The sequence below is a fragment of the Lysinibacillus capsici genome, from assembly GCF_020217405.1.
GTDB classification, from domain to species: domain Bacteria; phylum Bacillota; class Bacilli; order Bacillales_A; family Planococcaceae; genus Lysinibacillus; species Lysinibacillus capsici.
In genome coordinates this window covers 2,337,897-2,364,412 of record NZ_CP084108.1, presented here as the reverse complement: position 1 = coordinate 2,364,412, position 26,516 = coordinate 2,337,897, and the positions used below count along the sequence as shown (strand labels likewise).

The 26,516-nt window shown below is 38.0% G+C and carries 30 protein-coding genes; 8 read left to right on the top strand and 22 right to left on the bottom strand.

Annotated features, from left to right (window positions below):
* The first annotated feature begins 88 nt into the window (after positions 1-88).
* A complete protein-coding gene (locus tag LCP48_RS11620; RefSeq protein WP_048392901.1) occupies positions 89-1,435 on the top strand; it encodes an MATE family efflux transporter in 1,347 nt (448 codons plus the stop codon).
* A gap of 43 nt (positions 1,436-1,478) precedes the next feature.
* Here LCP48_RS11620 and LCP48_RS11615 read toward each other — a convergent pair whose 3' ends face one another.
* The 9 genes from LCP48_RS11615 to LCP48_RS11575 all read right to left on the bottom strand — a co-directional run bounded on the left by LCP48_RS11615 (position 1,479) and on the right by LCP48_RS11575 (position 13,361).
* Positions 1,479-2,555, bottom strand: a complete 1,077-nt coding sequence (locus LCP48_RS11615; protein WP_225340203.1) for a Ger(x)C family spore germination protein — start codon at positions 2,553-2,555, stop codon at positions 1,479-1,481.
* Entirely contained in the window at positions 2,545-3,573 is a 1,029-nt protein-coding gene (locus LCP48_RS11610; protein ID WP_225340202.1) for a GerAB/ArcD/ProY family transporter, read from the bottom strand. The genes LCP48_RS11615 and LCP48_RS11610 overlap by 11 nt, the downstream gene beginning before the upstream one ends.
* Entirely contained in the window at positions 3,570-5,003 is a 1,434-nt protein-coding gene (locus LCP48_RS11605) for a spore germination protein (protein ID WP_004230138.1), read from the bottom strand. The genes LCP48_RS11610 and LCP48_RS11605 overlap by 4 nt, the downstream gene beginning before the upstream one ends.
* A gap of 119 nt (positions 5,004-5,122) precedes the next feature.
* Positions 5,123-8,077 carry an EAL domain-containing protein gene (locus LCP48_RS11600; protein WP_225340201.1) on the bottom strand — a complete coding sequence of 985 codons (2,955 nt, stop codon included), beginning with the start codon at positions 8,075-8,077 and terminating at the stop codon, positions 5,123-5,125.
* Between the two features lie 179 nt (positions 8,078-8,256).
* Positions 8,257-8,448: a helix-turn-helix domain-containing protein gene (locus LCP48_RS11595; protein ID WP_225340200.1), complete on the bottom strand. Its 192-nt coding sequence runs from the start codon at positions 8,446-8,448 to the stop codon at positions 8,257-8,259.
* Positions 8,449-8,669: 221 nt separating this feature from the next.
* Positions 8,670-9,359, bottom strand: coding sequence for a CAP domain-containing protein (locus LCP48_RS11590; protein ID WP_225340199.1), 690 nt, complete (start codon positions 9,357-9,359; stop codon positions 8,670-8,672).
* Between the two features lie 442 nt (positions 9,360-9,801).
* Entirely contained in the window at positions 9,802-10,704 is a 903-nt protein-coding gene (locus tag LCP48_RS11585; RefSeq protein ID WP_004230148.1) for a CobW family GTP-binding protein, read from the bottom strand.
* Positions 10,705-10,772: 68 nt separating this feature from the next.
* Positions 10,773-12,287 carry a lmo1851 family serine protease gene (locus tag LCP48_RS11580; RefSeq protein WP_009371323.1) on the bottom strand — a complete coding sequence of 505 codons (1,515 nt, stop codon included), beginning with the start codon at positions 12,285-12,287 and terminating at the stop codon, positions 10,773-10,775.
* Positions 12,288-12,587: 300 nt separating this feature from the next.
* Entirely contained in the window at positions 12,588-13,361 is a 774-nt protein-coding gene (locus LCP48_RS11575; RefSeq protein WP_004230149.1) for a GNAT family N-acetyltransferase, read from the bottom strand.
* 131 nt (positions 13,362-13,492) lie between these two features.
* On the opposite strand from LCP48_RS11575, the gene LCP48_RS11570 reads away from it, so the two are divergent.
* Positions 13,493-13,765 carry a hypothetical protein gene (locus LCP48_RS11570; RefSeq protein ID WP_009371322.1) on the top strand — a complete coding sequence of 91 codons (273 nt, stop codon included), beginning with the start codon at positions 13,493-13,495 and terminating at the stop codon, positions 13,763-13,765.
* Between the two features lie 43 nt (positions 13,766-13,808).
* Here LCP48_RS11570 and LCP48_RS11565 read toward each other — a convergent pair whose 3' ends face one another.
* The 4 genes from LCP48_RS11565 to fabZ all read right to left on the bottom strand — a co-directional run bounded on the left by LCP48_RS11565 (position 13,809) and on the right by fabZ (position 16,265).
* A complete protein-coding gene (locus tag LCP48_RS11565; RefSeq protein ID WP_225340198.1) occupies positions 13,809-14,555 on the bottom strand; it encodes a polysaccharide deacetylase family protein in 747 nt (248 codons plus the stop codon).
* Positions 14,556-14,631: 76 nt separating this feature from the next.
* A complete protein-coding gene (locus LCP48_RS11560; RefSeq protein ID WP_225340197.1) occupies positions 14,632-15,078 on the bottom strand; it encodes a DinB family protein in 447 nt (148 codons plus the stop codon).
* Positions 15,062-15,556 carry a hydroxymyristoyl-ACP dehydratase gene (locus LCP48_RS11555; RefSeq protein ID WP_225340196.1) on the bottom strand — a complete coding sequence of 165 codons (495 nt, stop codon included), beginning with the start codon at positions 15,554-15,556 and terminating at the stop codon, positions 15,062-15,064. The genes LCP48_RS11560 and LCP48_RS11555 overlap by 17 nt, the downstream gene beginning before the upstream one ends.
* A gap of 283 nt (positions 15,557-15,839) precedes the next feature.
* Positions 15,840-16,265, bottom strand: a complete 426-nt coding sequence (gene fabZ, locus LCP48_RS11550; RefSeq protein ID WP_009371319.1) for a 3-hydroxyacyl-ACP dehydratase FabZ — start codon at positions 16,263-16,265, stop codon at positions 15,840-15,842.
* Positions 16,266-16,477: 212 nt separating this feature from the next.
* On the opposite strand from fabZ, the gene LCP48_RS11545 reads away from it, so the two are divergent.
* On the top strand, positions 16,478-17,095 hold the full coding sequence (locus LCP48_RS11545) for a LysE family translocator (RefSeq protein ID WP_009371318.1): 618 nt from the start codon (positions 16,478-16,480) through the stop codon (positions 17,093-17,095).
* A gap of 86 nt (positions 17,096-17,181) precedes the next feature.
* On the top strand, positions 17,182-17,661 hold the full coding sequence (locus tag LCP48_RS11540) for a DinB family protein (RefSeq protein WP_225340195.1): 480 nt from the start codon (positions 17,182-17,184) through the stop codon (positions 17,659-17,661).
* A gap of 23 nt (positions 17,662-17,684) precedes the next feature.
* On the opposite strand, the gene LCP48_RS11535 is transcribed toward LCP48_RS11540, so the two are convergent.
* The 3 genes from LCP48_RS11535 to LCP48_RS11525 form a co-directional block, all read right to left on the bottom strand.
* Complete coding sequence (locus tag LCP48_RS11535) at positions 17,685-18,623, bottom strand: DUF2268 domain-containing putative Zn-dependent protease (RefSeq protein WP_225340999.1); 939 nt, start codon at positions 18,621-18,623, stop codon at positions 17,685-17,687.
* 5 nt (positions 18,624-18,628) lie between these two features.
* Complete coding sequence (locus LCP48_RS11530) at positions 18,629-19,120, bottom strand: GNAT family N-acetyltransferase (RefSeq protein WP_225340998.1); 492 nt, start codon at positions 19,118-19,120, stop codon at positions 18,629-18,631.
* A gap of 99 nt (positions 19,121-19,219) precedes the next feature.
* Complete coding sequence (locus tag LCP48_RS11525) at positions 19,220-19,384, bottom strand: hypothetical protein (protein WP_004230164.1); 165 nt, start codon at positions 19,382-19,384, stop codon at positions 19,220-19,222.
* A gap of 222 nt (positions 19,385-19,606) precedes the next feature.
* Between LCP48_RS11525 and LCP48_RS11520 the strand changes: the two genes are divergently transcribed.
* Complete coding sequence (locus LCP48_RS11520) at positions 19,607-20,452, top strand: copper amine oxidase N-terminal domain-containing protein (protein WP_225340997.1); 846 nt, start codon at positions 19,607-19,609, stop codon at positions 20,450-20,452.
* Positions 20,453-20,543: 91 nt separating this feature from the next.
* On the top strand, positions 20,544-20,717 hold the full coding sequence (locus LCP48_RS11515) for a hypothetical protein (RefSeq protein ID WP_004230166.1): 174 nt from the start codon (positions 20,544-20,546) through the stop codon (positions 20,715-20,717).
* A 48-nt stretch (positions 20,718-20,765) separates the two neighbouring features.
* Here LCP48_RS11515 and LCP48_RS11510 read toward each other — a convergent pair whose 3' ends face one another.
* Together LCP48_RS11510 and LCP48_RS11505 are read right to left on the bottom strand one after the other, a co-directional pair.
* A complete protein-coding gene (locus LCP48_RS11510) occupies positions 20,766-21,149 on the bottom strand; it encodes a VOC family protein (protein ID WP_004230167.1) in 384 nt (127 codons plus the stop codon).
* A 22-nt stretch (positions 21,150-21,171) separates the two neighbouring features.
* Positions 21,172-21,663 (bottom strand): Lrp/AsnC family transcriptional regulator, encoded by a 492-nt coding sequence (locus tag LCP48_RS11505; protein WP_004230168.1) that lies wholly within the window; start codon positions 21,661-21,663, stop codon positions 21,172-21,174.
* A 206-nt stretch (positions 21,664-21,869) separates the two neighbouring features.
* Here LCP48_RS11505 and LCP48_RS11500 point away from each other — a divergent pair, with 206 nt between their 5' ends.
* On the top strand, positions 21,870-22,745 hold the full coding sequence (locus LCP48_RS11500) for a DMT family transporter (protein ID WP_237497287.1): 876 nt from the start codon (positions 21,870-21,872) through the stop codon (positions 22,743-22,745).
* Between the two features lie 395 nt (positions 22,746-23,140).
* Entirely contained in the window at positions 23,141-23,653 is a 513-nt protein-coding gene (locus tag LCP48_RS11495; RefSeq protein WP_216486369.1) for a GNAT family N-acetyltransferase, read from the top strand.
* Between the two features lie 50 nt (positions 23,654-23,703).
* On the opposite strand, the gene LCP48_RS11490 is transcribed toward LCP48_RS11495, so the two are convergent.
* From LCP48_RS11490 to LCP48_RS11475, 4 genes are all read right to left on the bottom strand, one after another.
* Positions 23,704-23,928: a hypothetical protein gene (locus LCP48_RS11490; protein WP_004230176.1), complete on the bottom strand. Its 225-nt coding sequence runs from the start codon at positions 23,926-23,928 to the stop codon at positions 23,704-23,706.
* A 245-nt stretch (positions 23,929-24,173) separates the two neighbouring features.
* Complete coding sequence (locus LCP48_RS11485) at positions 24,174-24,512, bottom strand: hypothetical protein (RefSeq protein WP_004230178.1); 339 nt, start codon at positions 24,510-24,512, stop codon at positions 24,174-24,176.
* Between the two features lie 100 nt (positions 24,513-24,612).
* Entirely contained in the window at positions 24,613-25,149 is a 537-nt protein-coding gene (locus LCP48_RS11480) for a TlpA family protein disulfide reductase (protein ID WP_004230180.1), read from the bottom strand.
* A gap of 117 nt (positions 25,150-25,266) precedes the next feature.
* Complete coding sequence (locus LCP48_RS11475) at positions 25,267-26,460, bottom strand: MFS transporter (RefSeq protein ID WP_216486367.1); 1,194 nt, start codon at positions 26,458-26,460, stop codon at positions 25,267-25,269.
* Positions 26,461-26,516 lie beyond the last annotated feature (56 nt).

Below are 26,516 nucleotides of genomic sequence, written 5' to 3'. Positions count from 1 at the left end.
AAGATATAGATGAAGCATGAAAATTTCAGCTTTTCTCTCTTTACATATGCTATACTTGTTCATTATGTTCATGAAGGAAGTAGAAAATATGTATCAAACATCCACAATTAAGGAAAAATACGTGCTACTCTTAAAAATGATTGTCCCTATTTTAGTGACACAGGTAGCTATTTATCTTATTTCATTTTTTGATATTTTAATGTCCAGTCGTTACGGGACGGTTGATTTAGCAGGTGTTTCGATTGGTTCCTCTATCTGGATGCCGATTTATACTGGACTTTCAGGTATACTCCTAGCTATTACGCCAATTGTCTCACAGCTTGTGGGAGCGAAAAAAGAGATGGATGCAAAAAAGGCAGTCCAGCAAGGCATTTATGTCGCCATATTGCTGGCGATCCTTATTTTTACAGGACTCTTCTTTGGCATTGATTGGATACTTAGTAAGATGAACTTAGAGTCTGCTGTACATAGCATTGCAAAAGGCTACATCTATGCGATGTGTGCGGGTCTTTTGCCACTTTTCTTATTTTTTGTTATGCGTTGCTTTATTGACGCCCTTGGTCAGACACGGGTCACGATGATCATTACCTTAATGACAACACCCATTAATATCGTGCTGAACTATATCTTTATTTTCGGCAAATTTGGTGCGCCTGAGCTTGGCGGCGTCGGAGCTGGTGTAGCGACAGCAATAACGTACTGGCTAATATTCATGATTACAGTATGGATCATCGCTAAACGAGTACCGTTCGAACGATTCCGTCTGTTTCACGATTGGCCTAAGCTTGAATGGCTTCGATGGAAGGAAATTTTATTGATTGGGGTTCCGATCGGTATTTCCCTATTTGCAGAAACAAGTATTTTTTCTGCTGTGACCATGATGATGAGTAATTTTAGCACAGAAATCATAGCAGCCCATCAGATTGCCATCAATTTCACTTCTCTGTTATACATGGTTCCGCTCAGTATTTCTATGGGTGTCACAATATTAGTAGGTTTTGAGATTGGCGCTGGTCGCATGCGAGATGCTCGTATGTATAGTTATCTATGTGTCGGCACAGCCATTTTATTTAGCTTTATATCAGCTTGCATCTTGTTTATTTTACGTGAACCTGTAGCACATATGTATACGACAGATCAGATGGTACTTGAGTATGCCGTACAATTTTTAGTCTACGCAGCCATTTTCCAGCTATCTGATGCAATACAAGCACCCGTACAAGGTGCATTGAGGGGCTATAAAGATGTTATGATCACGTTTATCATGGCCATTATATCTTATTGGGTAATTGGCTTGCCAGTTGGGTATACCCTTGCCACACATACGGATTTCGGCCCATTTGGCTATTGGATTGGCCTTGTGGCAGGTTTAACAATGGGCGCAATTACTCTTTTAATTCGTCTATTGGTTGTTCAAAAAAGAGTCACTGTTTAACAACAAAAAATCGCTTTTCTCTAACTTGAGAAAGGCGATTTTTTTAGCGTAAAACACCTGTGCGAATGATTTTCACTTGAACAGACGGCACTAGCTGTAAGGATGCATAGACAGCATGCCAATCCTTCTGAAACATTTTGGGGTGATAAGCACGAATATATCGACCAATCCCCAACGTATCCGATTGCTGACCTTGAAGAATCCGCAAAACCTCCTCAAACTCTCCCTGCACATGATCTTGAATCAACTGCTGAACCTCCTTGAAAACGGGGTCTTTATATAAATGGTCATGTGCAAATTCCTCAATTTCTACCTCTATGAGATAATCCATGTCTATTCTTTTTAATTCCTCATTCACCGTCCATTGACGCTTGATATGAATAACATCAGCCGTGATTGGCATCGATTTTCCATCATGCTTCCACATATAGCTCATCCGCGCTTGTTTGCTAGGTTGATTCATTAAGAGAAGCATCGTGAGAGATTGTTTTGGTGTTAATATTGTACCCGTAAACGTTTGACCTGAGAACAAAGCGACACCTTCCGCAACAGCATGCTTTTTATCCTCACTTAACTGAATATACGGAAGTGCTATATCAATTGTCTGTTCAAATAGCATGGAGCCAACCGTCTGTAAATCTAATTTTGGAAAAATTGTATTTTCCTCTGTGCTTTCCATAAAACGTTCATAATAGCCTCCTGCCCCCCCTGCTAAATCCTTTGTTAGCTCTATAAACGGCTTGACATCCCCTTCTGTTACAGCAATTTTTATCGAAATCGGGTTTTGGGGATCACGAAAATAAATATCCAAAATATCATAAAGAGGCTCTCTTACCGTTTGGTCCGATACAAGGATGGTCGATAACTCAGATAAATCAAGTGTTTGTTCTACTTTTAAATTGGCTTGATTCCGTACATCTCTTGGTGAAATGCCGTCCGCTTCAATCACTTCATTTTGCTGAGCTGCTGTATTCGGATAGGCATAATATCCCTTGTATGCCCCTATATATCCGTCCACCCCAACGAGCGTCACAACGGAAGCGTTTTTATAAAGTCGTTCATCCCAACAGCCAGCTACAAGTAACATAGACAAGAGGAGCATAATCCCTTTACGATACACGTTTTCCCCTCCATTTATTCCAACAAATTATCATCATTGGTAGTAGAATCGTAAACACAATGAGTACGTAGTGTATAGAATTTTTGATAAACTCAATGCGCTGAAATTGCATGACAAATAGCGGCAGGATGGCTAAGAGAAGATGAAAAAAAACAATACTTCGTTTCGGATGCTTCCGTTTTTTTGACAAATAAAGCACACGAAGGGACAAACCGTAGATCATGACCGTAACAATGGACCAAGAAAGCCAAATATAGATGAAAAAAATATCCAGCCGTTTTACAAAATTCACTTCCTGTGATTTTAAAATATACATAATAGGCTCTGGTATTAGTTGAACCTCCTCCAAAGCAAAGAACATTTGTGTAAAGACAACCGAAATAAAATAAAAGATAAAAATAACGAGTTGGTAAACCAATAATGGTTTTCCCTTTACCTGTAAATCCTGTTTGAGAAATGGACGATAAAGGAGGTACATTTCAATCCCCAAATAAGCGTACATGCTATGAATCATGCCCGCCATGATTTGCCTAGTATTGTTCCACTCAACGGGAAAAAGATTACTCCACGTTAAATCTGGAATAGCCAGCATTAAAAAAATGACAAAGAGGAAAATGATAGGAATTAGCATGACACCAATATTGATGATGGTTTCTGGTCTAACTAAATTGGCATACAAAGATAGCCCTACAATCATCATGACAACAATCCATTCAGGTGTTCGGGGCAAGACCCATGAGGCCAGAACATACCCCATATAGGCAATTAATACAGCTGTTATTAATAACCAATAGATCAGATAGACCCAGCGAAAGAACCCATTTAAAAAGAAAAATTGATAATAGCGTTCAAAAAATAACAGCAAGCCATAATGGAAGATACTTGCAAGGATGAATACAAACCATGCACTATGTTGGCTGTATATGATTAACGGTGTTTGAAAGGCAATGTAGACAATACCTGTCTGAATGATAAAAAGTAGTAAAAAAAATTGCGCCTTTGATAGAGAAAAATTCATGGTGTATCCTCATTTTTTCCCTTTTCATCCTTCGGTGGTTGAAAGGAAGTGACTTGGACTGTCGGTCTAATAAAGGGCCAGCGTAAAAAAATTTTATAAACAGCTTTCGGTTGAAATGGTACGATAGGTGAAAAATACGGCTGTTTCAATGAAGTTAAACTAATTAAATGAATTAATAGGATGACAACTCCTACCACAATGCCTAAAAACCCAAATAATGAGGCTAGTAGCATAAACGGAAAACGGAGCATGCGAATCGTGCTATTCAATTCAACAGACGGAACAACATAGCTTGAAATGGCCGTTAAGGCGACAACAATGACCATTAAGTTTGACACGAGTCCCGCACTTACAATGGCATCTCCTATCACTAATCCCCCTACGATCCCAATCGTTTGCCCTACTGATTGTGGTAAACGAATACTTGATTCTCGAATGAGCTCCATAATAATCTCAAGGATCAGCGCTTCAATTAACGGTCGATAAGGTATATCATTAACATCATTTTTCACTTGATTACTTAATTCTAAAGGTAATACCTCAAAGTGAAAGCTAATCACAGCAATATAAAATGCTGGTAAAAAAACTGCCGTTACAAACGACAGTAAACGCACGATTTTATAAAAAGAGCCAACCATTACCCGACTATTATAGTCATCAGGTGTTTGATAGAAAGAGAAAAATGTCACAGGGCCAATCAAGGCAGACGGCGAAATATTGGTCATGACCACAACTTTACCCTCCACTAAATGGGCTACCACACGATCTGGATGCTCTGTATTTAACAATTGCGGAAACGGCGATAACACGGAATCCTCTAGTACATCACTTAACTGGCCAATACTATAAAAATAGTCGATTTTAATGTCCGCAATCCGCTTTTCCATCTCTTGTAAGGTCTCAGGCTGTATGACTCCATCCATATAGAGATAATAAGCTTTTGTGTTAGTTTGTTGTCCAATTGTAAAAGATTTGACCACAAGAGCGGGATTATTCACTCGCTTTCGGATCAACGTTAAATTGGTATCCGCTCGCTCCACAAGACCTTCATGGGAGCCCCGCAGGATATGTTCATTGTTCGGCTCCTCAAGGTTACGACGAACTTCATTGGTAATCGCTAACGTTAGCATTTTTCCCGTGTCAGGTAAAATCACGAGCGTTTCACCTTGGCAAACCCGTTCAATCGCTTGCGGTAGCGCAAAATTTTCGAGTGTTGTAAGTAAGGTTTCACTCCAAAAAGGTTTTTCTGTATCTAAACGTGCATAAATCGTATCCAGTATTTTTTGTACTTCCTTCGCATCAACAAGAGAAGCGTAAAAGCATAAAATAGCCGTGTCCCCTTCATGCCAATCTATTTGTCTGACGGTCAAATCCGAGGAATGGTAGAATGCTTTTTGTAGGCTTTTCATCATATACTCCACTTTATCCATAAAACGCCTCCTCTACTGGAGAGTATAGGCATTTTTCGTGTATTTCAAACGCTTAGTTCGTGTGATTCCACGCCATGAAAAAGATGCCCTCTAGAACATTTGGGCATCTTCATGATCAGCTATTTTTTAAAATAAGCTTCAATATCCTCATACATAAAGGGCGTTCCCTCTATTTTTTCATGTTGATTATGCAAGGCTGTCATTCGATTGATAATCGGGGCTAATTTCCCTTCATCCTCCTGCGTCAAATTGAAGGCGACCCCATAAGAGTAGATTTGATATTTTTCTTCTAAGGTCCATCTAAATGTACCCTCTAGGTTAAATGATTGATTCATCAAAATAAAGCTAAATTTAAATTTCATCGTTTGATTAACGGGTAGCTTCAAAGAAGAGCGAATCTTCATACCGCCTAAGCTAATATTTTCGATGACGATCGGGGTATGACCAATGTTAAGCTTTTGTTCATTCATTTCAATAATTGTCATGAAGCCCTTCACATAGGCCGGGAATTGAAAACGATAATATTTGCGTCGCTCCACCACAGGTTTTTTATGAACAATGGCTTTTTGTGGTGTTAAAATGCCTTGTGTCAGCATTTTTTCAAAGGCTTTCGCGGGAACAGCCTTCGTATAAATACTACCTTGCAAATAATCACATTCTTGCTGCTTTAAAAAGATAAATTGCTCGTAACTTTCAACTCCTTTTGCCACTACCTGAATACCAAGCATTTTGGCTAAATAAATCGTTGCTGAAATAAGTCCATTTTCAATCGGACGATCATGACGAATTTCACGGATAAACGCTTCATAGATATGGAGTGTCGTTGGTTGGAATGTTCGCAATGATTCTAAGGATGAGTAGCCTGTTCCAAAATCACCAATAGCAATTTTGACACCCATGTCTTGTAATTCTTCGAGAACAGTCATCACACTTGTACTATTTTTTAAGATGGTGCTTTCGCTAATCTCGAACTGTAAATAATGCGCGTCAATCGAATTTACCTGTAATTGCTCTTGGACAAACTGAATAAAGCCCTTTTTCATCAGACGGATTGGCGATATCTTAATACTAATTGTTCGCAGCACATGCCCTTGCTGCTTCCAGTGCTGTAACAACGCACATGCTTTTTTAATCACCCAATCTGTAATGATATGAATCATATGGTTTTCTTCCGCTAATGGAATAAATTCACCAGGTGACACAAGGCCCCATTCTTTATGATGCCAACGAATTAACGCTTCTGCACCCTTGATAATCCCCTTTTGCGGCTCCACCAATGGTTGGAAATATAATTCGAATTCCTCATTTAACATGGCTTGTCGCATATCTCGGTCTAACACGTACTGCTTATAGGAAGTAATATCCTCCGTAAAGGCATAAATATGAAAACGATTCCTTCCCTGCTGTTGCGCATAGCATAAAGCTGAATACGCATTTTCTAATAAAATGTTTCTCGATAAGCCCTCCTCTGGATAAAAAGCAATACCAATGCTAGCAGATAGGTGCAAGCGATAGTCTTTTATCGAAAAAGGTGTATCAAAGGTTTTCAGTATACGGCTAGCCAGCGCGTAAATATGTTGCTTGCTCCCATATTTTTTCATGACAATGATAAAATGCTGATTGTCTAAACGTGCCATGTAACTGTGATCATCTGTTAGTGTTGAAAAGTAGTTGGTCACCGTGCGCAGAAGCTCATCACCGATTTTCGTACCTAGCGCATTATTTAAGATATGAAAGCGGTTAATCGAAATATATAATAGTGCGAAGGGTTCGCCAGCTAAGCATAGGGTATCAACTTTATCATGTAGGCTCAAGCGATTTGGTAAACCTGTCAATTCATCATAATACACTAAATAATTAAGCTTCTTTTCTCGTTCAATCTCCTTTGTAATATCCGTTACTAAGCCGAAAATATGGTTGACCTCCCCTTGCTGATCTAGTCTCGGCACAATTTGCTCCAGCAACCACTTTGTCTGATTCTCCCCCGTTAGGATACGATAAATCACTTGATAGCTTTTGCCTGAAGCGAGATGATCAGTATACGCTAATACCTCCTCACGATGTGCAGGATGAATCATATTAATCCATACTTCTGAGTCATCATAAAGCTTAGCTAATGGAATACCAAGAATTCCTTCCAATCCTTTAGAGGCGAACAGCATATTGCCACGAATGGAATCTCGCATCCAAATCCCTGCATCTAAATTGTCAAAGATAGAATGATAGTTGGCTAATGTATCATTTAGTGTTTTCTCAAGTAGTTTGAAAGCCGTTTCGTCTTTGACAACCCCAATCATCTTAAAGGGCTTGTCATCCTTCCATATGACTTCGGCGGCTGCCTGTAGAAAACGCAGCTCATTGGTTTTACCGTGATAAATTCGGAAGTCACTGTCAAAATTAGTCCCTTTTCGAGCATGATTAAATGCATCATATGTCCTTTCATAATCATCTGGATGAATGAACTGGAAAACGTGATCAATACCATCGTTATCTGAACGTGCAAAGCCAAAAATATGATAAAAGTTATCTGAGCAAAACAGTTTGTCATGCTGAATAAAGTACTCCCAGCTCCCAACTGCCGCAATATGCTGGGCGTAATTTAAATGCTTCTCATGTAGCATTAACTGATGCTTCATGGCTGAATACGTGGACATATCTTCAATGATTAAATAGAGCCCCTCGGCCTGATTGTCGTCATTTTTGATTGGTATAAACGTCAGTACGAGGCTTAGGTTTTGTCCTTGATGCTGTAGTCTTTCAATATCAATCTTGACCGACTTTCCTCGTAATGTTCGATTGAACGCTCTTTTTAATCGTTTATAATCTACATCAGTCAGAATTTTCTTGAAATCTTCTGCATGACTAGGTCGATATTGTAATAGTTCATAGAGTGCTTCTTGATTGACGTAAATAATTTCGCCATCTGCCGCAAACACAATCATCATATCGGGGTGATACTTGGCAAAGGACATGGCATATGAAAATAAACGATGGTCTTGAGCTGTTGCCAGCGCAAACGTATGCGGTCTTTCTTCTTTTGTAAAAAACTGCTTTAATAGATTCGGCTTTTTCATCCATCTCACCTCTCCCTACTTTTTACCCACTACTTATTTATCAATTCCCCCAAAATACAGTTTAAAAACTACTATTTAGAAAAGAGAAAGAAAAGTTTCATCGACCGTTTTTCGCTGGAGGGAGCGCTCTTTTTTATTAGGGGATGCCCCTATCCAAAGAAATAGTTTATGTGTTTTTCTTAAGGTACTACGATTAATTCCATATCCAATAGCCAGCGATCAATGGCTTGCTTTGGATAATAGACTTTGTCCCCTACCTTTACATGAGGGATTTCGCTTATGTAACCATTAGATCCATCTGGCACTTCTGTTAATTTTAGCACTTCCACTACACTGATTCCTAAATAATCAGCTGCCTCTTGTTGTGACAATAGCTGGTGTTACACGGATTCCTTTGGCTGCTCTTTTAAACTGGTGGCGATGAGCCAGCTCCTATTAAAAACGACATGGCTAATGAGAAAATCGCCATTGCTATGCTATATTGTTTCAATTCTATCCTCCCTTACTCATCAAATTTTACCATTAATTCAATAAAAAAAGATGCTCTATAAGCCTTTATAGACTTATAGAGCATCTTTCTATTCATAAATGATTATTTTTGGATAAATTGTTGTGTCCAGTAGTTACCTGATTTCACATAACCTACACCGATGTGTGTAAATTTACCGTTTAAAATGTTCGCACGGTGTCCTGGTGAGTCCATCCACGCTTGTACTACTTCTTGTGGTGAACGTTGACCTTGAGCAATGTTTTCACCTGCAGCTTTATAAGCGATACCTAAAGCTTTCATACGATCAAATGGTGAACCAAATGTTGGGCTCGTATGTGAGAAATAGTTATTTGTTTGCATATCTTGTGATTTTTCACGAGCTGCAGCCATTAATTTTGCATCTGTTTGAAGTGTTGATAAACCAGCTTTTGTACGCTCAGCGTTTGTTAATTTTACTACTTCTTGTTCAAATGCGTCCACATCTGAAGTTGTTGTTGATGGTGTTGAAGTAGTTGGTGGTGTTGCTGGCTTTTCATTTTGTGATGATTGATTATTATTTGGCTTTGTTGGTGTTGTATTATTTGTTGTTGGCGTCTCATTAGATGGTGTCGATGCCTGTGGAAGTTTAATCGTCCACTTATGATTATTGTTTGACCATTTATAATAATAAACATTACAGTTTGTTGATTGCTGTACGGAATTCCCCTCTGTTGTATTTGCAGCAGCAGAAGCTATTTGAATTGGAGCTGCTAAAAGAAATGTTGCACAAATTGCAGTTAGTGTTTTTTTCATGTTTGCAATTCCTCCTTCTCTGCCACTAATCGTAAGGGATGATTTTCATTAAAATCTTACCAACATCTGCTAACTACACCAACGAAGAAGAAAATGCGCGAAAAATCACGTTTTTTTCGCGTTATTTTTTAGCAGGTTTAACCAATCTATGAAATACTTACGTTTGAAAGAGGGTTGACACCCCTCCTAAACTAGTAAATATTTTAGAAAATAAACAGCTAATATGAATAAAAAATGTATGTTTTATACACTCATTTTTTAACCGCCTTGCTTTATTTCTGTCTTGGCATCACCCTAGAGATGGCTAGTGTCGTAGCCTCATGTTAGTCTAATGTTACAATTGTGTTACAAAATCATTACATTTCATTTACATAAAAATAAAACAACCTGTGTAAAGCTACACGGGTTGTTCAGGTGCAAAATTCACAGGTTGCTTTATTCTTCAATTAGTCCCAATAACAGGTAAAGAAACGACATTCTCTCCAATAATAACAAGTTTTGCTGGCATTTTTAGATATTCTGGGAGCCATTGCACCATTCCATAAGCATATTGGAACAACATTGGGTTTTTGATGCCCTTAATTGGTACATAGCCTTTCATACGATAAATCGTTTCAGGTAATGCACGCACCCAATCTTCAAACTGCTCCTGTGTAAATTCCTGATCTGTGAAATCTACTAAGCGAGAGCCTAGCTGCATTGAGGCTATTGGTGCTTTAACTATATCTGCTTTATCGACCTGTGTCGTTGCCTTCAGCCCCTCTAATAAGCTAAGTGGTACACGTCCATTTGTTGTTTGCAATATAAAGGCATGGGGGTTTAAGCCCTGCAGTTCATAGACAACCTGACCTTGCTCTGCCTCTGTTAATAAGTCTGTTTTATTTGCTAATAATAGATGTGCATGGCGAATCTGCTCTAGAAATAAAGAGCGCACTTGTGGTGTTAACGTATCACGGTGTAGCCAGAGCTTAGAATCTGCCACCGTGATAATACCTTTCACATTGAGCTGATCTGCAAAAAGCGGTGAAAAAACGGCATCCAAAGCTTCTACAGGATGTGCTGCACCTGTTGTTTCGATAATGAGCACATCAAAATCACTATCTAATAGAAGAGATTGAATTTGTGCCTCTGTTTTTTCAGCACCTGAACAGCAAATACAGCCCTCTAGCATCTCCTTGAGCGGGATATCTTTTTCCACTGCCTGTGAGTCAAATGGTAGCTTCCCGAGCTCATTCATAATAACAGCAGGCTTTAAATTCTTTTCTTTTAGCTGGCGAATGACATCTGTCAGCATGGATGTTTTGCCACTCCCTAAGAAGCCACTAAATAGGTACACATCTTTCATATTAGGTCCTCCTATAAAAAAAGCTGTCGCAGATGCCGTGAAAGACAACTGTTGCGACAGCTACATGGTTAGTTTGTTGTTTCCTCTGTTTTTTCGGCTGTTCCTACAAGAAGCTCTTTCGCTTTTAGTAACTGAGGATCATCAGCTTTCATTTTTGCACGTAACGCATCCATTAATGCATACGTTGTATTACCTGTTAGAATGCCTGTTTCTTCAAGGTTGTTCGCTGCTTGTAGTTTTTCTACTGCCTGTGCGGTATTGTCATCAAAGATCCCATCTACTTCACCAGGCTCATACCCTAGCACCTGAAGCATCTCCTCAGCTGCTTTCACAGAGTCAGATTGTAGGCCTGTCTTCATTTCTAAAGAGGCATTCAAGTATGGTAAAGAGGCATAGGATGGATACGCAACTTTGACATCAGGCTCAATTCCTTTTTCATTAATCCAGTTGCCATTCGGTGTTAACCATTTACCTGTCGTAAATTTCAAATTAGAGCCGTCTTTTAATGGTGTAACATTTTGGACAGTCCCTTTACCGAATGATGTTTCACCGACAACTTTAGCACCAACTGACTCTTTTAATGCTCCTGCTAATATCTCAGAGGCTGAAGCACTACCACTATCAACTAGTACCGTAATCGGTAGGTTATATTTTTTACCCGCAATGGCATTTGTAATTTGAGGCTCCGCATCTTTTTCTTGTACCTGCACAATCGCTTTTCCTTCTGGCACAAAGAAATTAGAGATATCGACTGCAGCCTTTAGGTAGCCACCAGGGTTTTGACGTAAATCTAATACAATGCCCTTCATTCCTTTGCCTTCATACTCAGTAAGGATCTTTTCAAGCTCTTGGGCTGTTTGTTCACTAAATGATGTAACTTGAATATGAGCAATATTGCCATCAAGCATTTCACCATAAACGGTTTCGACTGGGATGTCATCACGAACAATCGTCATTTGAATGGGTTCCGTATTTTCGCCACGTTTTACCGTTAGTTTTACGGGTGTTCCTTTTTCGCCCCGAATGAGTGCAACTGCCTCTGTTGCACTTAAGCCCTGAATACTTTTCCCATCAACTGTTAAGATAATATCTTTTGGTAATAAGCCTGCCTTTTCAGCAGGAGAATTTTTGATAGGTGACACAACTGTAATATAACCATTACGTTCTTGGATTTCTGCACCAATTCCTTGGAAGCTCGAAGATAAGCCCGAATTAAATTGATCCGCTTCTTCCTTTACCATGAAATCAGAATAAGGATCGCCTAATGCATCAAACATACCATTGATCGCACCATCGACCACTTTTTCATCGTCAATATCTTGGTAATAGTTATTTTTCAGTAAATCAAATGCTTCATATAATTTTGTAAATTCCTCTCGTTCAATCGGAACTTTCACTTCTACTACTTTCTTATCACCAAAGGTTAACGCAAATATTGTTAAACCTGCCGTAATAAGAATTGTAAAGAACATTAGCATGATAAATTTAAACGGTTTCAGTTGTATAAATTGTCCTGCCGGCTTTATTTCAGCTGGAATCGGCTCCTGCTGCTGTTCTGTACTTTCTTTTTTCTGTTCATCCATCTTGATTGTCACCACTCTCATTTACACTAACTTGTTGTCACACTACTACCATCTTAACAGGTTATCCAGAAGACGAAAAGAAAAAGACTGTCAAAATTTCATGACAGACCTTGTCCCATCATGCTTCATTCTAACTAGCATTCCAGCACCTATTCAACCTTCATACTACTAAATTTAGGCATATTATGGTACTGCCTTTTAATTTTACTCATTTCCTAGTAGCAGTCAACAAAAAACTCAAAGAATCCTAGAAATGCTATAAGAATATAACGTGCCAGTGTCCAAAAAAGTTGCATCCTATCAGGAATTATCCATAAGCTTTTGCAGTTTTTTATATACGGAATGCACGGTTAATCGATGAAAGGAAATCAATTGTCCTTTATAAACGACTGAAAAAATACCATATGGTGTCGGTGATTTCTCCATCAGCTCTTCTCTCGTTTGAAGATCCACCAACGTGGGCATCAGTCCTAATTTTTTGGCAGCTAATTGAATATTTTCCGTGGCGACGTCTACATAGGGACATTGAAAGGAACGTAAAATCGTTAAATGAGGAAACCTCTTTAATCGTTCCTGCCAATCATCAGGAAAGTATGGCCGTTCAACGCTTTCATGAAATGGAAAGACCCATAATTCAAAATCATCGAGCGCTGTTGCCATATGTTGAAACTGGTGCTGTAAAAATAAATCATTGCTTGGCGTCCAGGAAGTTTGGCCATTCGTAATGACCACCACTCCCTTTTTCTTACGTTCCTTGGCATCCTTTAAGCATTTCTTCAGTAATTGTGTACCATAGCCCTTGCCCACTGCACTTACCCATAAACAATGAATCACCACATAGCCATCTGCATGTACAACTCTTGAAGAGTATTCCGCGTCCGTATATTCTATAAAACCTACTTGTTTTTGATTTTCAAGTACTTGTATGTAATGTAAGCCCTTTTCAAATTGTTGATTAAGCCATTTGTTTTTGTTCTGATAGCCCTCTGTTTTCTTCTTGCTTCGTAAACAATAGCTGCCCTTCCCCTCTAACAGCTCACTATTCATTTCAATCAGCTCTACATGTTTTGTCAATACTAGTCCCCCAATCCGTTGATTGTGCTAATTTTACCATTTTTAGTGAATCATTCAACGATCATTGGAATCGCCTTTTCACTTGTTGTCACATATGATGCAAGTAATGACAAATGTAAAGAGGAAGAATAATGGGGAGAAATAATAAACCGAGCCAAGGCAATGAATCCATAGAAATTTATGTGGCTAAGCTATCCTATATTGGCACAGCCATTTCAACATTAGGGGATGGTTTACAAACCATTGCAGCGGGACTCGCATTAGAAGCGCTCCAAAACGCGAACAATGATTCTTCTCAAACTAATAATGGAAATGGGAATCAAACAGTTAAAATAGATAATATGCAGAAACAAATTGATTATTTAATTGCTGAGCTTAAACAAATCAAAAAAATGCTTAAATAACCTTTACATAAAGAAAAGTGTTGAAGACGTTTCAGCTTCAACACTACTGTTTTTTTTCCATTTTCTTATGTGTCCTTTGGATTTCCAGTAATTCAGAAACTGTCACAAACTGATAGCCCTGTTTTTCAAGCTCTGGTATGATTTGTTCCATTGCCTGAACCGTTTGCGCTCGATTTCCCCCACCGTCATGAAATAGGACAATATTACCTGCCTTCACACCTTTTAAAACCGTATTCACGATGCGATGAACACCAGGGCTTTTCCAGTCAAGCGTATCTAAATGCCAAGACCACATAACAACCTTATAGCCTTTTTTTGAAATTGCATCAATCATCGCATCTGTATATTGTCCTTCAACTGGTCTAAATAATGTTGGCTGATAGCCTGTAATCCCTGCAATCACTTCATCTGTTTGCTGTATTTCTTTCATTAAATTGGTAACATTTGTTCTTAAAGGGTGTGTATAAGTATGATTGGCCAATTCATGTCCTTCGTCATACATTCTTGTAATCAGCTCAGGATTTTTTTCTGCGTTTTGACCGACAATAAAAAAGGTTGCTTTTGCATTATATTTTTCCAATACATCAAGGATATTCGCTGTATATTTGCGATGTGGCCCATCATCAAATGTTAAGGCAATGATTTTTTCATCTGTCTGAATTTCCCAAAGAATTTGACCTGCTTCCTCATAATACTTTCTTCCTTTATTTTCAGAAGAACTCACTTTTACATAAAAAAGCGACACCGTGATTAGACTAAGTGGTAGTAAAAGCAATAAAAACTTTTTCACATTTTCACGTCCCCAAATAATTATTTTCGTACTTTATTATTTGAGGATTTCCTAAAAAAATGCTTATGTTTCGCATTCATTCATTAAAAATTTGATAATGGATATGATGGGCCAGATGGTGCATATACTCCTCTATCAACCATCCCAATGTCCTTTGTTGTTGATTCAACACACATGGCTGGGCCAATGTCTCTTCAGCAAGGTGGTCCAGTACATACATGATTTTTTTATTGATGCTTGTCCACAACATTAAAATATCTTCTATTGGTAATTCCTGATAGCCCTGTAACGCGACCCATTGTACTTGGTCGTATGTAGTCACTACATAGGGTGAAGCTTCATACTGCATTTGAAGAAATCGTTCAAGATTGACAATAGCCGAATCACATAAATGACCGATTACTTCTTTTTTGGACCATTTTTTTGGAGCAGGGCGTTGTGTTATTTCCGCTTCCGTCATCACACGAAATACTTCTGGTACTTTTATAAGCCAATAATGTAATTGTTCAACTGTCTTTTGCATGAAGGTCACTCCCTTCGGAAACAATTGTTACGTAATAATCTAATAATGCAATCACTGCCTGCACCCGCTTATGTTCGATTTCAATTTTAAAGGAAATCCATATAATGGCGACATTAAAACTCAAGACGGCTAATGCAACAATTTGGACAAGCGACATGCCGATCATGAGTTTGCTATTCATGGTTGTAGCAAGCAATGTAAACATGGATAAAATAACACCACTCATGGTAATAAACATGGGCTTCATGCGTATTATCTCATTTGCCTGTACCTTTAACAGATAGACAATAAATCGCAGCTCTTGCCTTGTATATTGTTGCTGAAGGATAACAAAATAGGACTGATATACATCCTCATCAAGCTGTTTATGCAATATATTTTTATGCATCTTTTGCACAAATTGATCACAGAAATCATGCGCCAACGCTTGCTCTGGCTGTAGCTGTTCTTCTTTGTGTTCTATAAAAGCGACCCTCAAACCTCCTCATCCTCTCATATTAAAACTTTCACTCCACTTATTATATGAAGGAAAGAGAGCCGTGTAGTACGAATGGAAGCAAAGTCGTTTATTTTTGAGTGTCTTTTCGCCGTCCTCTACTTAATCCAAAAATAGCTGTTGCGAAAACAAAAACTTACCGTACAAAGCCACATTATCTACCCATCCCAAGAGCCTTTAGCAATCGTAATATTCGCTAATAGCGCTATTTGCATGATGGCGATAAAAAGCATCAATGTGTAATTCAACCGTGAACCTCCATTTTCTAAGATCCAAAAGCGAAAACAAGATCCGTCTCGCAAACTATTTCTCCATCTACCATTGCAATCCCTCTGCCTTTCCCGACAGCGCCCTTCACACGCGTAATCTCCACCTCTAGATGTAGCTGATCACCAGGCTTTACTTGCTTTTTAAAGCGACAATGATCAATTCCTGCCAATAAACCTAATCTTCCCTCATTCCCAGCCTTTGTCAGCATAATCACTGCACTAACCTGTGCTAATGCTTCAACAATTAGCACACCTGGCATCACAGGATACTGTGGGAAATGACCTGTAAAAAACGCTTCATTAATCGTTACATTTTTCAACCCCACGGCACGCTTGCCTTCTTCTAACTCCACAATACGGTCTACCAAAAGAAATGGATAACGGTGTGGCAAAATAGCTTGTAATTGTTGACTTGTTAACATATGAATTCCTCCAACGTATTTTTATAATCTTATTCTAACACTAAATATTAGTACTAGGTAATAAAATTTCATTAGTATTATTCATTAGTTTTCTGAATTATTTTTCATTATTTTTTCAATATTTCTTTATCGACAGCCACACAATAGCTAGAATATAATATTTCATGCATTCACCCTAGAATGATTAGTTTATTAGAATAGGATGGTTTCGCATGTTATCTTTTATCGCAATAGTTCTTTTATTATTTTTAATCCCCGGTCCTGCGGTTATTATTACCATTACGCAAACATTAAAAAGCGGAAAAAAGAATGGTATTTATACAGCTTTAGGTATCGGTCTTGGTGACTTGGTTCATACATTAGCAGCTGTTTTAGGACTCTCTGCTATTTTAATGAAATCAGCCACTGCCTTTGAAGTGGTGAAATATATTGGTGTGGCATACCTTGTTTACTTAGGTGTTCAGATGCTCCTCACAAAACCAAAGAAAATTGAGCAACCGACTGTTGAACATAGTCCTGCTAGTACTTCATTCCGTCAAGGCTTCTTAGCAGAAATCCTCAATCCAAAGACGGCCCTGTTTTTCCTTGCCTTCCTACCGCAATTTGTTCAGCATAACGAGCAGTCTGTCACAAGCCAATTGCTAACACTCGGAATAACATTTGTCGTGATGAGTGCTTTATATACAATCCTACTCGCAGTTCTTACAAGCTTCATCGGTGAAAAAATCTTTACAAAAACAGGCGGTAGCTCACGCTGGCTCGAAAAGACAGTTGGCTTCGTTTATATCGGTCTCGGTGTCCGTTTAGCATTACAGACACAAAGTAGATAATTTGGAGAAGAACACAAAAAGTGTTCTTCTTTTTTTGCAGGAAAATGGAGGATTATAGCCAATAATATTAAAAAGGAGGGTTACATTTGAATCAACGTCAAGAAAATTTATTTCAGCAGCTAGCCAATTATCGTGGCGAGTTCCTTCACTTACTGGAGCATGTGTCAGAAGAAAAAGCGAACATCATCCCAGCTGGATATCATAATAATATTCGCTGGAATATGGGTCATGTTTATCTCGATCAATATTTATGGATAGAGGCATTAACAAAAGAAAAGAATACAGAACTAGAAGCTCTCAAGAAATGGTTTGGGTTTGGTACATCGCCAAAGCATTTTGACGACGAAACGCCATCCTTTGAGGAGTTAAAAATGTATTTGGCTCAGCAGCCTGCCCAATTAAAGGAGCAGTATGGTCACCGATTGTCAGAGGAATTCCGTCCTATTGATATGGGTATGCAAACCATTGAACAAGTACTGTTACGCACCATCTTTCATGAAGGGATGCATTTACAAGCAATTTTAACCATTCATCGATGCCTAAATGAAGCAACAGACCGCGTTTGATACTCGGTCTGTTGCTTACTTGTTTATTGATAGTTTTCAAGATAGTTGCCTTTCTCAAAAATTTCTTTCGGACTTAAGGCGGTCCACTCCTCTATCGATACATTGGGATGCAAATCAAGATAGGATTTTACCATTTTATAGCCCTCACTATATCCATATTGATAGGGTAGATCATTTCCACCTCTAATTATATCTAATGCACGATTCAGATCAGGCTTATCCAAATCTGCTGCAACATCTGCCCAGTAGACTTTGTTGTAATCTAAATCAACTCGCGTAAAGTTCAAATCAGGATAAACTAATTTTTCAAACATCACAGCCCTTCCTTCAAATAGGAGATGATCTAGCACTTTATCTTCACCACGTGGGCGGTTTTCAGTTGCAACACTATGATGATATTCATGAGCGATAATGGCCCTGATAGATTCATCGGTATAATATTTATTATAGAGGGCTGTTATTTTACCTGCACCTATCGTTACCATATTGGCGTTAACATCTGTGGCTGGAAACACACATACCGTTGTTTCATTATTAGTTGGAAGAAATTCAGAAGATTTGAATAGACCCTCTTTGATACTCTTTTCAGTTGCTTCCCTATCAATTTTTTCGCTTAATAATTGATTTTCTTTCAATTGTTTGGGCGTGATATTCAACACCGTCTCAGCCATATTTATATATTCACCATTCTCAAAACATGCACTATAAACAGGATCAATGACCTCTTCTCGATAGATGTCCAATGGCGAACGATCTGGGTCACTTTCTACCTTTTCTGTATAGTTTTGAAAAAGCTCATAAGCATGAATTATTTTAAATGGTTGCTTTGTTTCAGGATGTTCGAATGAAACTGTGATACTTTCTACATCTGGTTTCTCATTAGAAGGCTTTTCTGTTTGTGCACAGGCACTAAGCATGAAACATAACATCAGTAATACAACAAAACCCTTTACATAATTCATCCTTTTCATCCATCCTTTTCATCAATAAATATTTTAATCATGCTAACGTTCATTAACGATATGCCCTGTCGCTCGACTGTTTGTGTTTGCATGATTTGGTATCCTTTCCGTTCAAAAAATGGTCTCGCTGTAAGACTAGCATCCGTGTAAATATGGGTAAGACCAAGTTTTTTTGCGTCTGCTTCTAGTAAATCTACGATGGCTGATGCAATCCCCTGTCCTTGAAAATCCTTATGGACATAAAGTCGATCTAAATAGCCCTCCATTGTCATATCCCCAAAGCCAACAATTTGCTGATGCTTCCGTGCGACATAGGTCTTATTATTTCTTAAAGTCTTTTGCCAAGTCGCTACTTTAACTGGCTGTATGGCTAACGGTGCCCAAGCCTCCAATTGGGCCTGTGTATAATCTTTTGCGTTTACACTATGTACGGTTTCGTAAAATAATTGCAAAATTTCTTCTAAATCATCTTCATGATAGTTTGTAAAATGAAGCATCTATACACCCCTTTTCTCACAATCTATTATACCAATGATAGGATATTTATGTAAAATTATAGTAAGCTTATAGATCAAAGTAATCTATAAGCTTTTGTTCTACTGTTTCGGTGTATTGGCTGTCAGCGGATTCGCATTGGCGACTAATTGTACAGGCGTCGTTGTTTGTTGAAAGCTATCCTTTTGTCCTTGATTTGATTTCCCGTAGCCTTTCATCACAGCAAATAATGCCGCACCAACAATGCCCCATGTCAAAAACTTCATTCAATAACCTCCTTTCAGCGTTAGTATTCGAGAACAAATACAGATTATACGCTGTCAAAAAGTAGCTATTAGCAATGGTGACTTTGTGTCATTATACATTTGATAATTAAAACGGTTATTGAATTTAGAGAAAAAATAGTAAGATTTTTATTATATATTAAAGAATATTATGGTAAAATTTCCGATGGTGGTAAATGTGAAAATATAAGGAGGTTATATACCATGAAAAAATTTTTTACAGGGCTATTTTTAACATCTACATTATTTGTAGCAACACCTGCTGATGCCGCAACTCCACAAATCAAAATCGACGATGTTGTGGTAAAGTCTGATACAGCACCTGAGCAAAAAAACAATCGAACAATGGTGCCATTACGAGTAATCAGTGAAAATCTTGGTGCACAAGTTCATTGGCAGGATTCACAAATCACCCTTTCAATGGATCAAACAACTATTAAATTGAATCTTAATAACCGAACAGTCATTAAAAATGGTCAAAAAGAGCAATTGGATGTACAACCATACATGAAAAACAATCGCACCTATGTACCAATTCGCTTTATTGCTGAAACATTCGGCAGCCAAGTGCATTATAATGAAGGCACAGTGAACATTACGACTGAACCATTGCGAATTGAAGATGAAAAAATTAAGGTATTACGCTATGAATACCATATGACAATGGGTGGTGTCGTTCAGGACATCAAAGGCAATGCCTACCACCAAGCGCTTTTCAATATTTTCCAAGAAAAGAAAGGCGACAAAGTAGAGGCTCCGAAAGATTATTATTGGCACCTCAATCTAGAAACTCCTGGATCTTATTACAAGCTTGGTCAATTTGATTTTATGAGCCATGATCAATACAGTGTTCAACAATATGATATCTATACATTAAATCAACCTTTCCCAGAGGAATTATTACAAGGCTATCCTGAGTATTTACTCCATGATTTCGATGGCGATAACTGGTATATTTTCTCTGAGCAAGCAGTGAAGTCAATACAGCAGCTGATTAATAATGCATATGATAATGGCTTTAGCAAAATAATTAGTAATACAGTTGCTTAAAAAAATTTTTAATGGCAGCTATACACAACATATTCTGTAAAAAGATGTGCAAAATATTCATATCAACAATTGATTGATGGAGGTTTGCCTCATGCAGAAATTCCTGTCATTTAGTATAGCGCTACTATTCCTTTTATCTGCTTGTTCGTCGGAAGAAGCTCCGCCCAGCGAGGAAGCAGAAGCCAAAGAACAGACCGTAAATGCACAGCCAAAGGAAGATCTAAACGTTTTGAACGATGATAAAGGTTTGGTAATGGCTGAGTAATGAGAAAAGCGTGTTTTGATATTTTTTATCAAAACACGCTTTTCTACACTATCTTTGTATAATCTGAATAAGGTTGCCACATGTATCATGAAAAACTGCTATTGTGACTTCTCCCGCTTTTGTCGGCTTAAGTGTAAATTCAACGCCTTTCTCCAGTAAACGACTATACTCCTTTTCTAAATCAGCAACTCCAAACATTGTTGCTGGAATGCCTTCAGCGAAAATCTTCCTTTGATAGTCCTTTGCTGCAGGATGCTCATCTGGCTCAAGTAATAGCTCAGTGCCCTCTAAATCATCAGGCGACACAAGCGTTAGCCATCTATATTTTCCTACTGGGACATCCTCCTTTTTTACAAACCCTAGCTTTTCCGTATAAAATGCTAGTGCCTTTTCCTGATCTTGTACAAAGATACTGTTGACAATAATATTCAATTGATTTCCTCCTTGAGTTACCTTACTCAGGCTTGCTATTTTCTTCGATCGGTAACACTGTAGAATATTTAATTTCCCGTAAGGATAAATTCGTTTGAATTCTAGAAACGCCAAGCTTATTTAATTTTCGGATGAATTGGTCTAAGTCTTGGCGGTCTCGAATGACGACCTTTAACAAATAATCATAGGCACCTGTTAAGCAATGACATTCCAAAATTTCGGACATTGTTTTCAAGCGGTTTTCTAATTCCTCTATTTGCTTTTCCTGATGAATATTCGTGCTCATAAAAATATAGCACAATAAATCAAATCCTAGTTTTTCCTGATTTAAAATCGCAACTTGTTGATCAATATAGCCTTCATTTTCTAGACGTTTCACTCTTGTATGAGTTGCTGGTGGGGACAAATTCACCCGTCTAGCTAGTTCCGCATTGCTAATCTGAACCTCTCGCTGTAAAATCGCTAAGATTTGCAGATCCACATTATCTAATCCTTTATTTTTTATATCCTCCATTGTTTTCTCCTCTTTTGATTATTTTTAGACAAGGAAGTTTTTAACACGATTTCAAAACATTATTTCGATATCTGTTAAATAACTTTCGATTATTTCAAATTAATTCAATTACACAAAATATTATACTGACAAATCACTTATAGTGCTATGATTCTTATTATACATAGAAGTAAAAGGAGTGTACCTATACTGTGGTTAAATTTTATATGGGCTTAATGCTTGTCACGAGCTTACTTTGGGGAGGCAATTTTGTTGTGGCTAAGACGCTAGTGGCTCATGCCTCACCGATGACCTTAACGTTGGTCAGATGGCTGATCGCGGTGATCGTCCTGCTACCGTTCGTTTGGTGGAAAGAGAAGAAATTGATTCCTGCTAAGGCCGCTCTTGTGCCATTATTCCTAATGGGCATTACAGGTGTTGCCTTGTTTAATATATTTCAATTTTTAGCGTTGGAGCGGACAACATCCACGAATGCTGGTCTTATTTCTACAATGAATACCATGTCCATCGCATTCTTTTCCTTCGCCTTTCTGAAAGAAAAAATAAATGGCTCGCAGCTTCTGGCCATGATACTCTCTTTCATTGGTGTTTTTCTTGTCCTTTCAAAAGGAGATTGGCAGCTGTTATGGCACTTCCAATTGAATACAGGAGATTTATGGATGATGGCAGCCGTTTGCGTATGGGGACTTTATTCTGTATGTAGTAAGTGGGCTATGCAAACAACCTCTCCATTAATGGCGACATTGTATGCAGGTTTGTTTGGGGTGCTCATCCTAGTCCCATTCACGATCAATGATTTTACCTTCTCTGAAATCGACTCCACTTTCATTCTTTCGCTTCTTTATACAGGGGTCATCTCTACAGTAGTTTGTATGGTATTTTGGAATATTGGCGTTCAACAATTAGGTGCTACAACCTCTGGTATTTTTCTAAACTTTAATCCCATTTTTACAGCATTGCTCGCGTTTTTATTTATCGGTGAACAGCTAAGCTGGCTGCAAGGCATTGGGGGAATCATCGTGATTTTGGGATGCTACTTATTCACACATTTTAAAACGAAGACGCCTCAGGCTGTGCTCTAAATAGCCATTCTCCATCTAATGTCAGCGTGTGATGTTGGAAATCGAAATCTCGTAAATCCATTTGGCAAAAGTGCATGCGTCCCAAACTTTTCAAATAAGTCATTCAGAAAAACTAGTGAAGGCAACGCCACAGGAAGTGGATATTTTTAATAGATGGCTGAAAGAAGCAAAGCGTTTTCAAATCCCTGACCCAATGATCTCAGTACAAAAAACACATTATTCACTTTTGCCTATTTCACCTCCTAGGTCAGCTCCAATCATAACTAACGTATGTTCTATGAACGCAACCACTGTACTAATCGCACATCTACAAAATCTGAACAATCAAAAAATAGATGAGATTAGCCCTAGACTACAGGTATAATAAAGAAAAATCAAAATTGATTGGAGATGCCATGAAAATTCGATTAGAAAAATTAACACAGGGAGATTTTGAAAACTTATATGCATTTGAGGTTAAAAATAGGGCCTATTTTGAAAAAACAATCCCAAGTCGAGGGGATGACTATTACGAATTACCAAATTTCAATAGAAAAAATGACATGCTTTTAGAGGAACAAGCACAACAGCTATCCTATTTCTATCTAATAAAAAATGAACTTGAAGAAATTATAGGAAGAATCAATGTAATCGATATTGATAAGGATCAACGATTAGGCCATATCGGTTATCGAGTGGGAAAAGAATTTAGTGGGAAAGGGGTTGCCCATACAGCCTTACAATTAGTATTAGACCTTATGCGCAAGCAAGGCATGCTCCTCATTGAGGCACAAACAACGACGAACAATATAGCCTCTCAAAAAGTATTAGAAAAAAACGGCTTTAAACAATTGGATAGAAGCGGAGAATCATTTGAAATGAATGGTCAAAACTTCACTTTTACTTATTATCGGTGGATTAATTCCTAGGATGATCTGACAAACCGTATTGTCAGGTCATCCAATATAAAAGAATGTGCCTAATCTAATGAGACACCTTTAATCGCTGTTTTCAATTCCTCTAAACTCTTAATCATTTGCAGTAAAGAATGATATTCAGCTGCATTCAAGTGATCACCATGCACTGTTATGTATCTTTTTATGCTACTTTCCATTGTTTGAATTTCTAGCATAGCATTATACTGAACGTCAGGTTCTTGGTGTCTACTCTTCTCTCTATTTTGTTGGTTTCGATTTTGGGGCACTGCGGTTTGATAGCTCCTTTAACATATTGTATACCTCCACAGATATACATATTTTGCACGACAAATCACTAATAATGAAGGGTAATTCTAGTATAATAGTTACTCTTTTATTCCTTTCTAATTGTAAAAATACAATTATTGAAGCCTATTTTATACTATAGCACTCTACAAATTCTATACAGCGCAAAAAAATCAAAATGAGCACCTAGCCCTCTTGATTTTTTGCAGGTAGAAGCCAATAACTTTCACACCTTTTGTGGTGGAATAATGCCTGTTACAAGTAAAATAAAGAATACCAATCCAATAAGGAAAAATATCAGTGACGCTATAAATATGGGGCCAAGTTTAACCTTAAACCGCTCTCGCTCATGAATGATCCCTGTTTGTGCACTCACTTGGGATGTATAAAGCCTCGACATTGCTCCACCGCTACTCGAAAAGTAAAACGTTCCTAAGGTAAAGGCAATGCCCGTGAAAAACATCACTTCGATAAATCGCACAGAGAATATTGTGGCAACCCAATACGTCAACGATATTTCTACAACCCACGCAATGATGATAATAATCATGTGTTTCCGTTGCATTAAAGGAGCCCCCTTCCTTTTTTCTTCAGCTACTTCTACGCATCATTTTGTGAAAAGTTTCATTTTTCTAACTATATTGTCCATAAAACTTATTTTGTTCTTAGAGATCATCAATCAATTTTGTTAATTGTTGTTGAGTGAGTTCGCCTTTCACGCTGTGCTGTAATTTCCCTTCTTCATCAAAGATAAAGGTACTAGGATAATTCACCACTTCAAACGTTTTCTGTAGTACTCCCTCTTCGTCTAGGAAGATAGGAAATGATAAATCATAGGTATCCTTAAACGCTGCCGCCTTCTTATAGCTATCATAAGCTGTGGCATTGATGGCTAGTAGCTCGACATCCTTTGATTTTTGTTGATAAAATGCCTCTAGTTCAGGTGCTTCCTGTTGACAAGGTCCACACCAGGACGCCCAAAAATTCACTACTACTATTTTCCCCTTATATGCTTCAAACGTTGTGGCAGATTGATCTAGCTTTGTTAATGCAGTTTCATAATTAATTTGTTTGGTGCCATCCTCCAAAACAGTCATAGAGGGTGTAAGAGATGCTTGGAAAAAAACATTTTTTAATGCCACACCAATAAAAATTGCTATGATAAGTGCAGAAATAATGAAACTTATTTTTTTACGATTCATACTAACTCTCCTTTTAAAATATACAAATATTTGTATATTTTACCATACTATCAACTAACAGGATATGAACTTTTTATAAAAAAGTGCCCCTACTCTAAAAGTAAGGGCTACTCTTTCTTACGTGAATGATGTTTTATTTTTATAGGCAATCACACTTACGAGAAGTAGCATACTAGCTGAAAGCAAAAAAACAACTCGTATCCCATACCATTCTGACAACATGCCCATCATTAAAGATGAAAGGCCGAATACCCCTGTCACAATGACATTCAACGATGTATACACCGTTGGTAATTTCTCCTTTGAGACACTTGTTTGAATGATGGTTTGCTGTGGAATGTTTTTTAATTGCCCACATAAGCCAATCAGCAAAGAACAGAGTAAAGCCATCAATGGTGTGATACTAACCGCAAAGAATAATGTAAAAATAGCGGACAACAGCGCACCTCCACTTATGAACATAGCTTTCTTACGCTCAATAAAATTGGTCCATCTTAAACAAATCATACTCCCTATAATCATGCCGATAAAAAAAATGCCGTTGAGATAACCCCACCATTGAGAAGAAGCCTGCAATGCTTCTTCTACAAAAACAAGTAAAATCGCTGCGACCCACACTGCACCTGCCATCGATTCCAGTAAATCCATACGTGCAGCAATTTTTAGTACAGGCGTTTGATGGATGGTTTGCCACCCTTGCATAAATAACATCCATTTCTTTGTTTGTGGACGTTCCATACGTGCCACATCTGGTAAAAGCTTTAAAAGCAATGTTGCCATGAAAAAAAGGACGACAACGCCCCATATAAGCTGTGATGGTGTAAAGAGAAGAAGCAAGGAACTGCCAACAAACCAAGAACCCACTTGAATGGATTGGATAACCGTTTCAGCAATACTATTTGCTCGCAATAAATCCTTTTCTTCCACATAATGAGGCAGCAAGGATTGACGAATAGGATTGGCACAACCATCCAAAAACGCAACCATCGCAATCAGTAAAAACACAAAGCCAATCATCGGCTGATCTCCTATCAATTCTACATACAAGGCAAGACCCAAAAGGACTGCTGTTTTAAAGCCCTGAGAAATAGTTAGCAATTGATTCAACGACACTTTCGCCGTAATAAGAGGTGTTAACAGACTGGAAATCAACATACAAGTAGTAATAATAAATGGTACAAAGGAAGTAGCAATCGCCGAGTTGGTGAAACGATAAATTATACTAATCACGCTTACTATATAGAGAATATCACCAATATCCGCTAAAGATTGACCTGTCAATAAAAGTGAAAAAGATCGGTTTTTAAACATGTTTTATCCCCCAAAATTTAGATTTTATTTTTACTTGGGAGATTTTTAAATTGGAC

Excerpts from the sequence above, each read along its gene's own strand:
- LCP48_RS11580 (WP_009371323.1), bottom strand. The coding sequence starts at position 12,287 with ATGGATGAACAGAAAAAAGAAAGTACAGAACAGCAGCAGGAGCCGATT.
- LCP48_RS11485 (WP_004230178.1), bottom strand. The coding sequence starts at position 24,512 with ATGCAACGGAAACACATGATTATTATCATCATTGCGTGGGTTGTAGAA.
- LCP48_RS11620 (WP_048392901.1), top strand. The coding sequence starts at position 89 with ATGTATCAAACATCCACAATTAAGGAAAAATACGTGCTACTCTTAAAA.
- LCP48_RS11480 (WP_004230180.1), bottom strand. The coding sequence starts at position 25,149 with ATGAATCGTAAAAAAATAAGTTTCATTATTTCTGCACTTATCATAGCA.
- LCP48_RS11515 (WP_004230166.1), top strand. The coding sequence starts at position 20,544 with ATGCAGAAATTCCTGTCATTTAGTATAGCGCTACTATTCCTTTTATCT.
- LCP48_RS11500 (WP_237497287.1), top strand. The coding sequence starts at position 21,870 with ATGGGCTTAATGCTTGTCACGAGCTTACTTTGGGGAGGCAATTTTGTT.
- LCP48_RS11495 (WP_216486369.1), top strand. The coding sequence starts at position 23,141 with ATGAAAATTCGATTAGAAAAATTAACACAGGGAGATTTTGAAAACTTA.
- LCP48_RS11610 (WP_225340202.1), bottom strand. The coding sequence starts at position 3,573 with ATGAATTTTTCTCTATCAAAGGCGCAATTTTTTTTACTACTTTTTATC.
- LCP48_RS11585 (WP_004230148.1), bottom strand. The coding sequence starts at position 10,704 with ATGAAAGATGTGTACCTATTTAGTGGCTTCTTAGGGAGTGGCAAAACA.
- LCP48_RS11475 (WP_216486367.1), bottom strand. The coding sequence starts at position 26,460 with ATGTTTAAAAACCGATCTTTTTCACTTTTATTGACAGGTCAATCTTTA.
- LCP48_RS11530 (WP_225340998.1), bottom strand. The coding sequence starts at position 19,120 with ATGCTTCATTTTACAAACTATCATGAAGATGATTTAGAAGAAATTTTG.
- LCP48_RS11600 (WP_225340201.1), bottom strand. The coding sequence starts at position 8,077 with ATGAAAAAGCCGAATCTATTAAAGCAGTTTTTTACAAAAGAAGAAAGA.
- LCP48_RS11535 (WP_225340999.1), bottom strand. The coding sequence starts at position 18,623 with ATGAATTATGTAAAGGGTTTTGTTGTATTACTGATGTTATGTTTCATG.
- LCP48_RS11525 (WP_004230164.1), bottom strand. The coding sequence starts at position 19,384 with ATGAAGTTTTTGACATGGGGCATTGTTGGTGCGGCATTATTTGCTGTG.
- LCP48_RS11560 (WP_225340197.1), bottom strand. The coding sequence starts at position 15,078 with ATGCAAAAGACAGTTGAACAATTACATTATTGGCTTATAAAAGTACCA.
- LCP48_RS11590 (WP_225340199.1), bottom strand. The coding sequence starts at position 9,359 with ATGAAAAAAACACTAACTGCAATTTGTGCAACATTTCTTTTAGCAGCT.
- LCP48_RS11505 (WP_004230168.1), bottom strand. The coding sequence starts at position 21,663 with ATGGAGGATATAAAAAATAAAGGATTAGATAATGTGGATCTGCAAATC.
- fabZ (WP_009371319.1), bottom strand. The coding sequence starts at position 16,265 with ATGTTAACAAGTCAACAATTACAAGCTATTTTGCCACACCGTTATCCA.
- LCP48_RS11570 (WP_009371322.1), top strand. The coding sequence starts at position 13,493 with ATGGGGAGAAATAATAAACCGAGCCAAGGCAATGAATCCATAGAAATT.
- LCP48_RS11545 (WP_009371318.1), top strand. The coding sequence starts at position 16,478 with ATGTTATCTTTTATCGCAATAGTTCTTTTATTATTTTTAATCCCCGGT.
- LCP48_RS11605 (WP_004230138.1), bottom strand. The coding sequence starts at position 5,003 with ATGGATAAAGTGGAGTATATGATGAAAAGCCTACAAAAAGCATTCTAC.
- LCP48_RS11520 (WP_225340997.1), top strand. The coding sequence starts at position 19,607 with ATGAAAAAATTTTTTACAGGGCTATTTTTAACATCTACATTATTTGTA.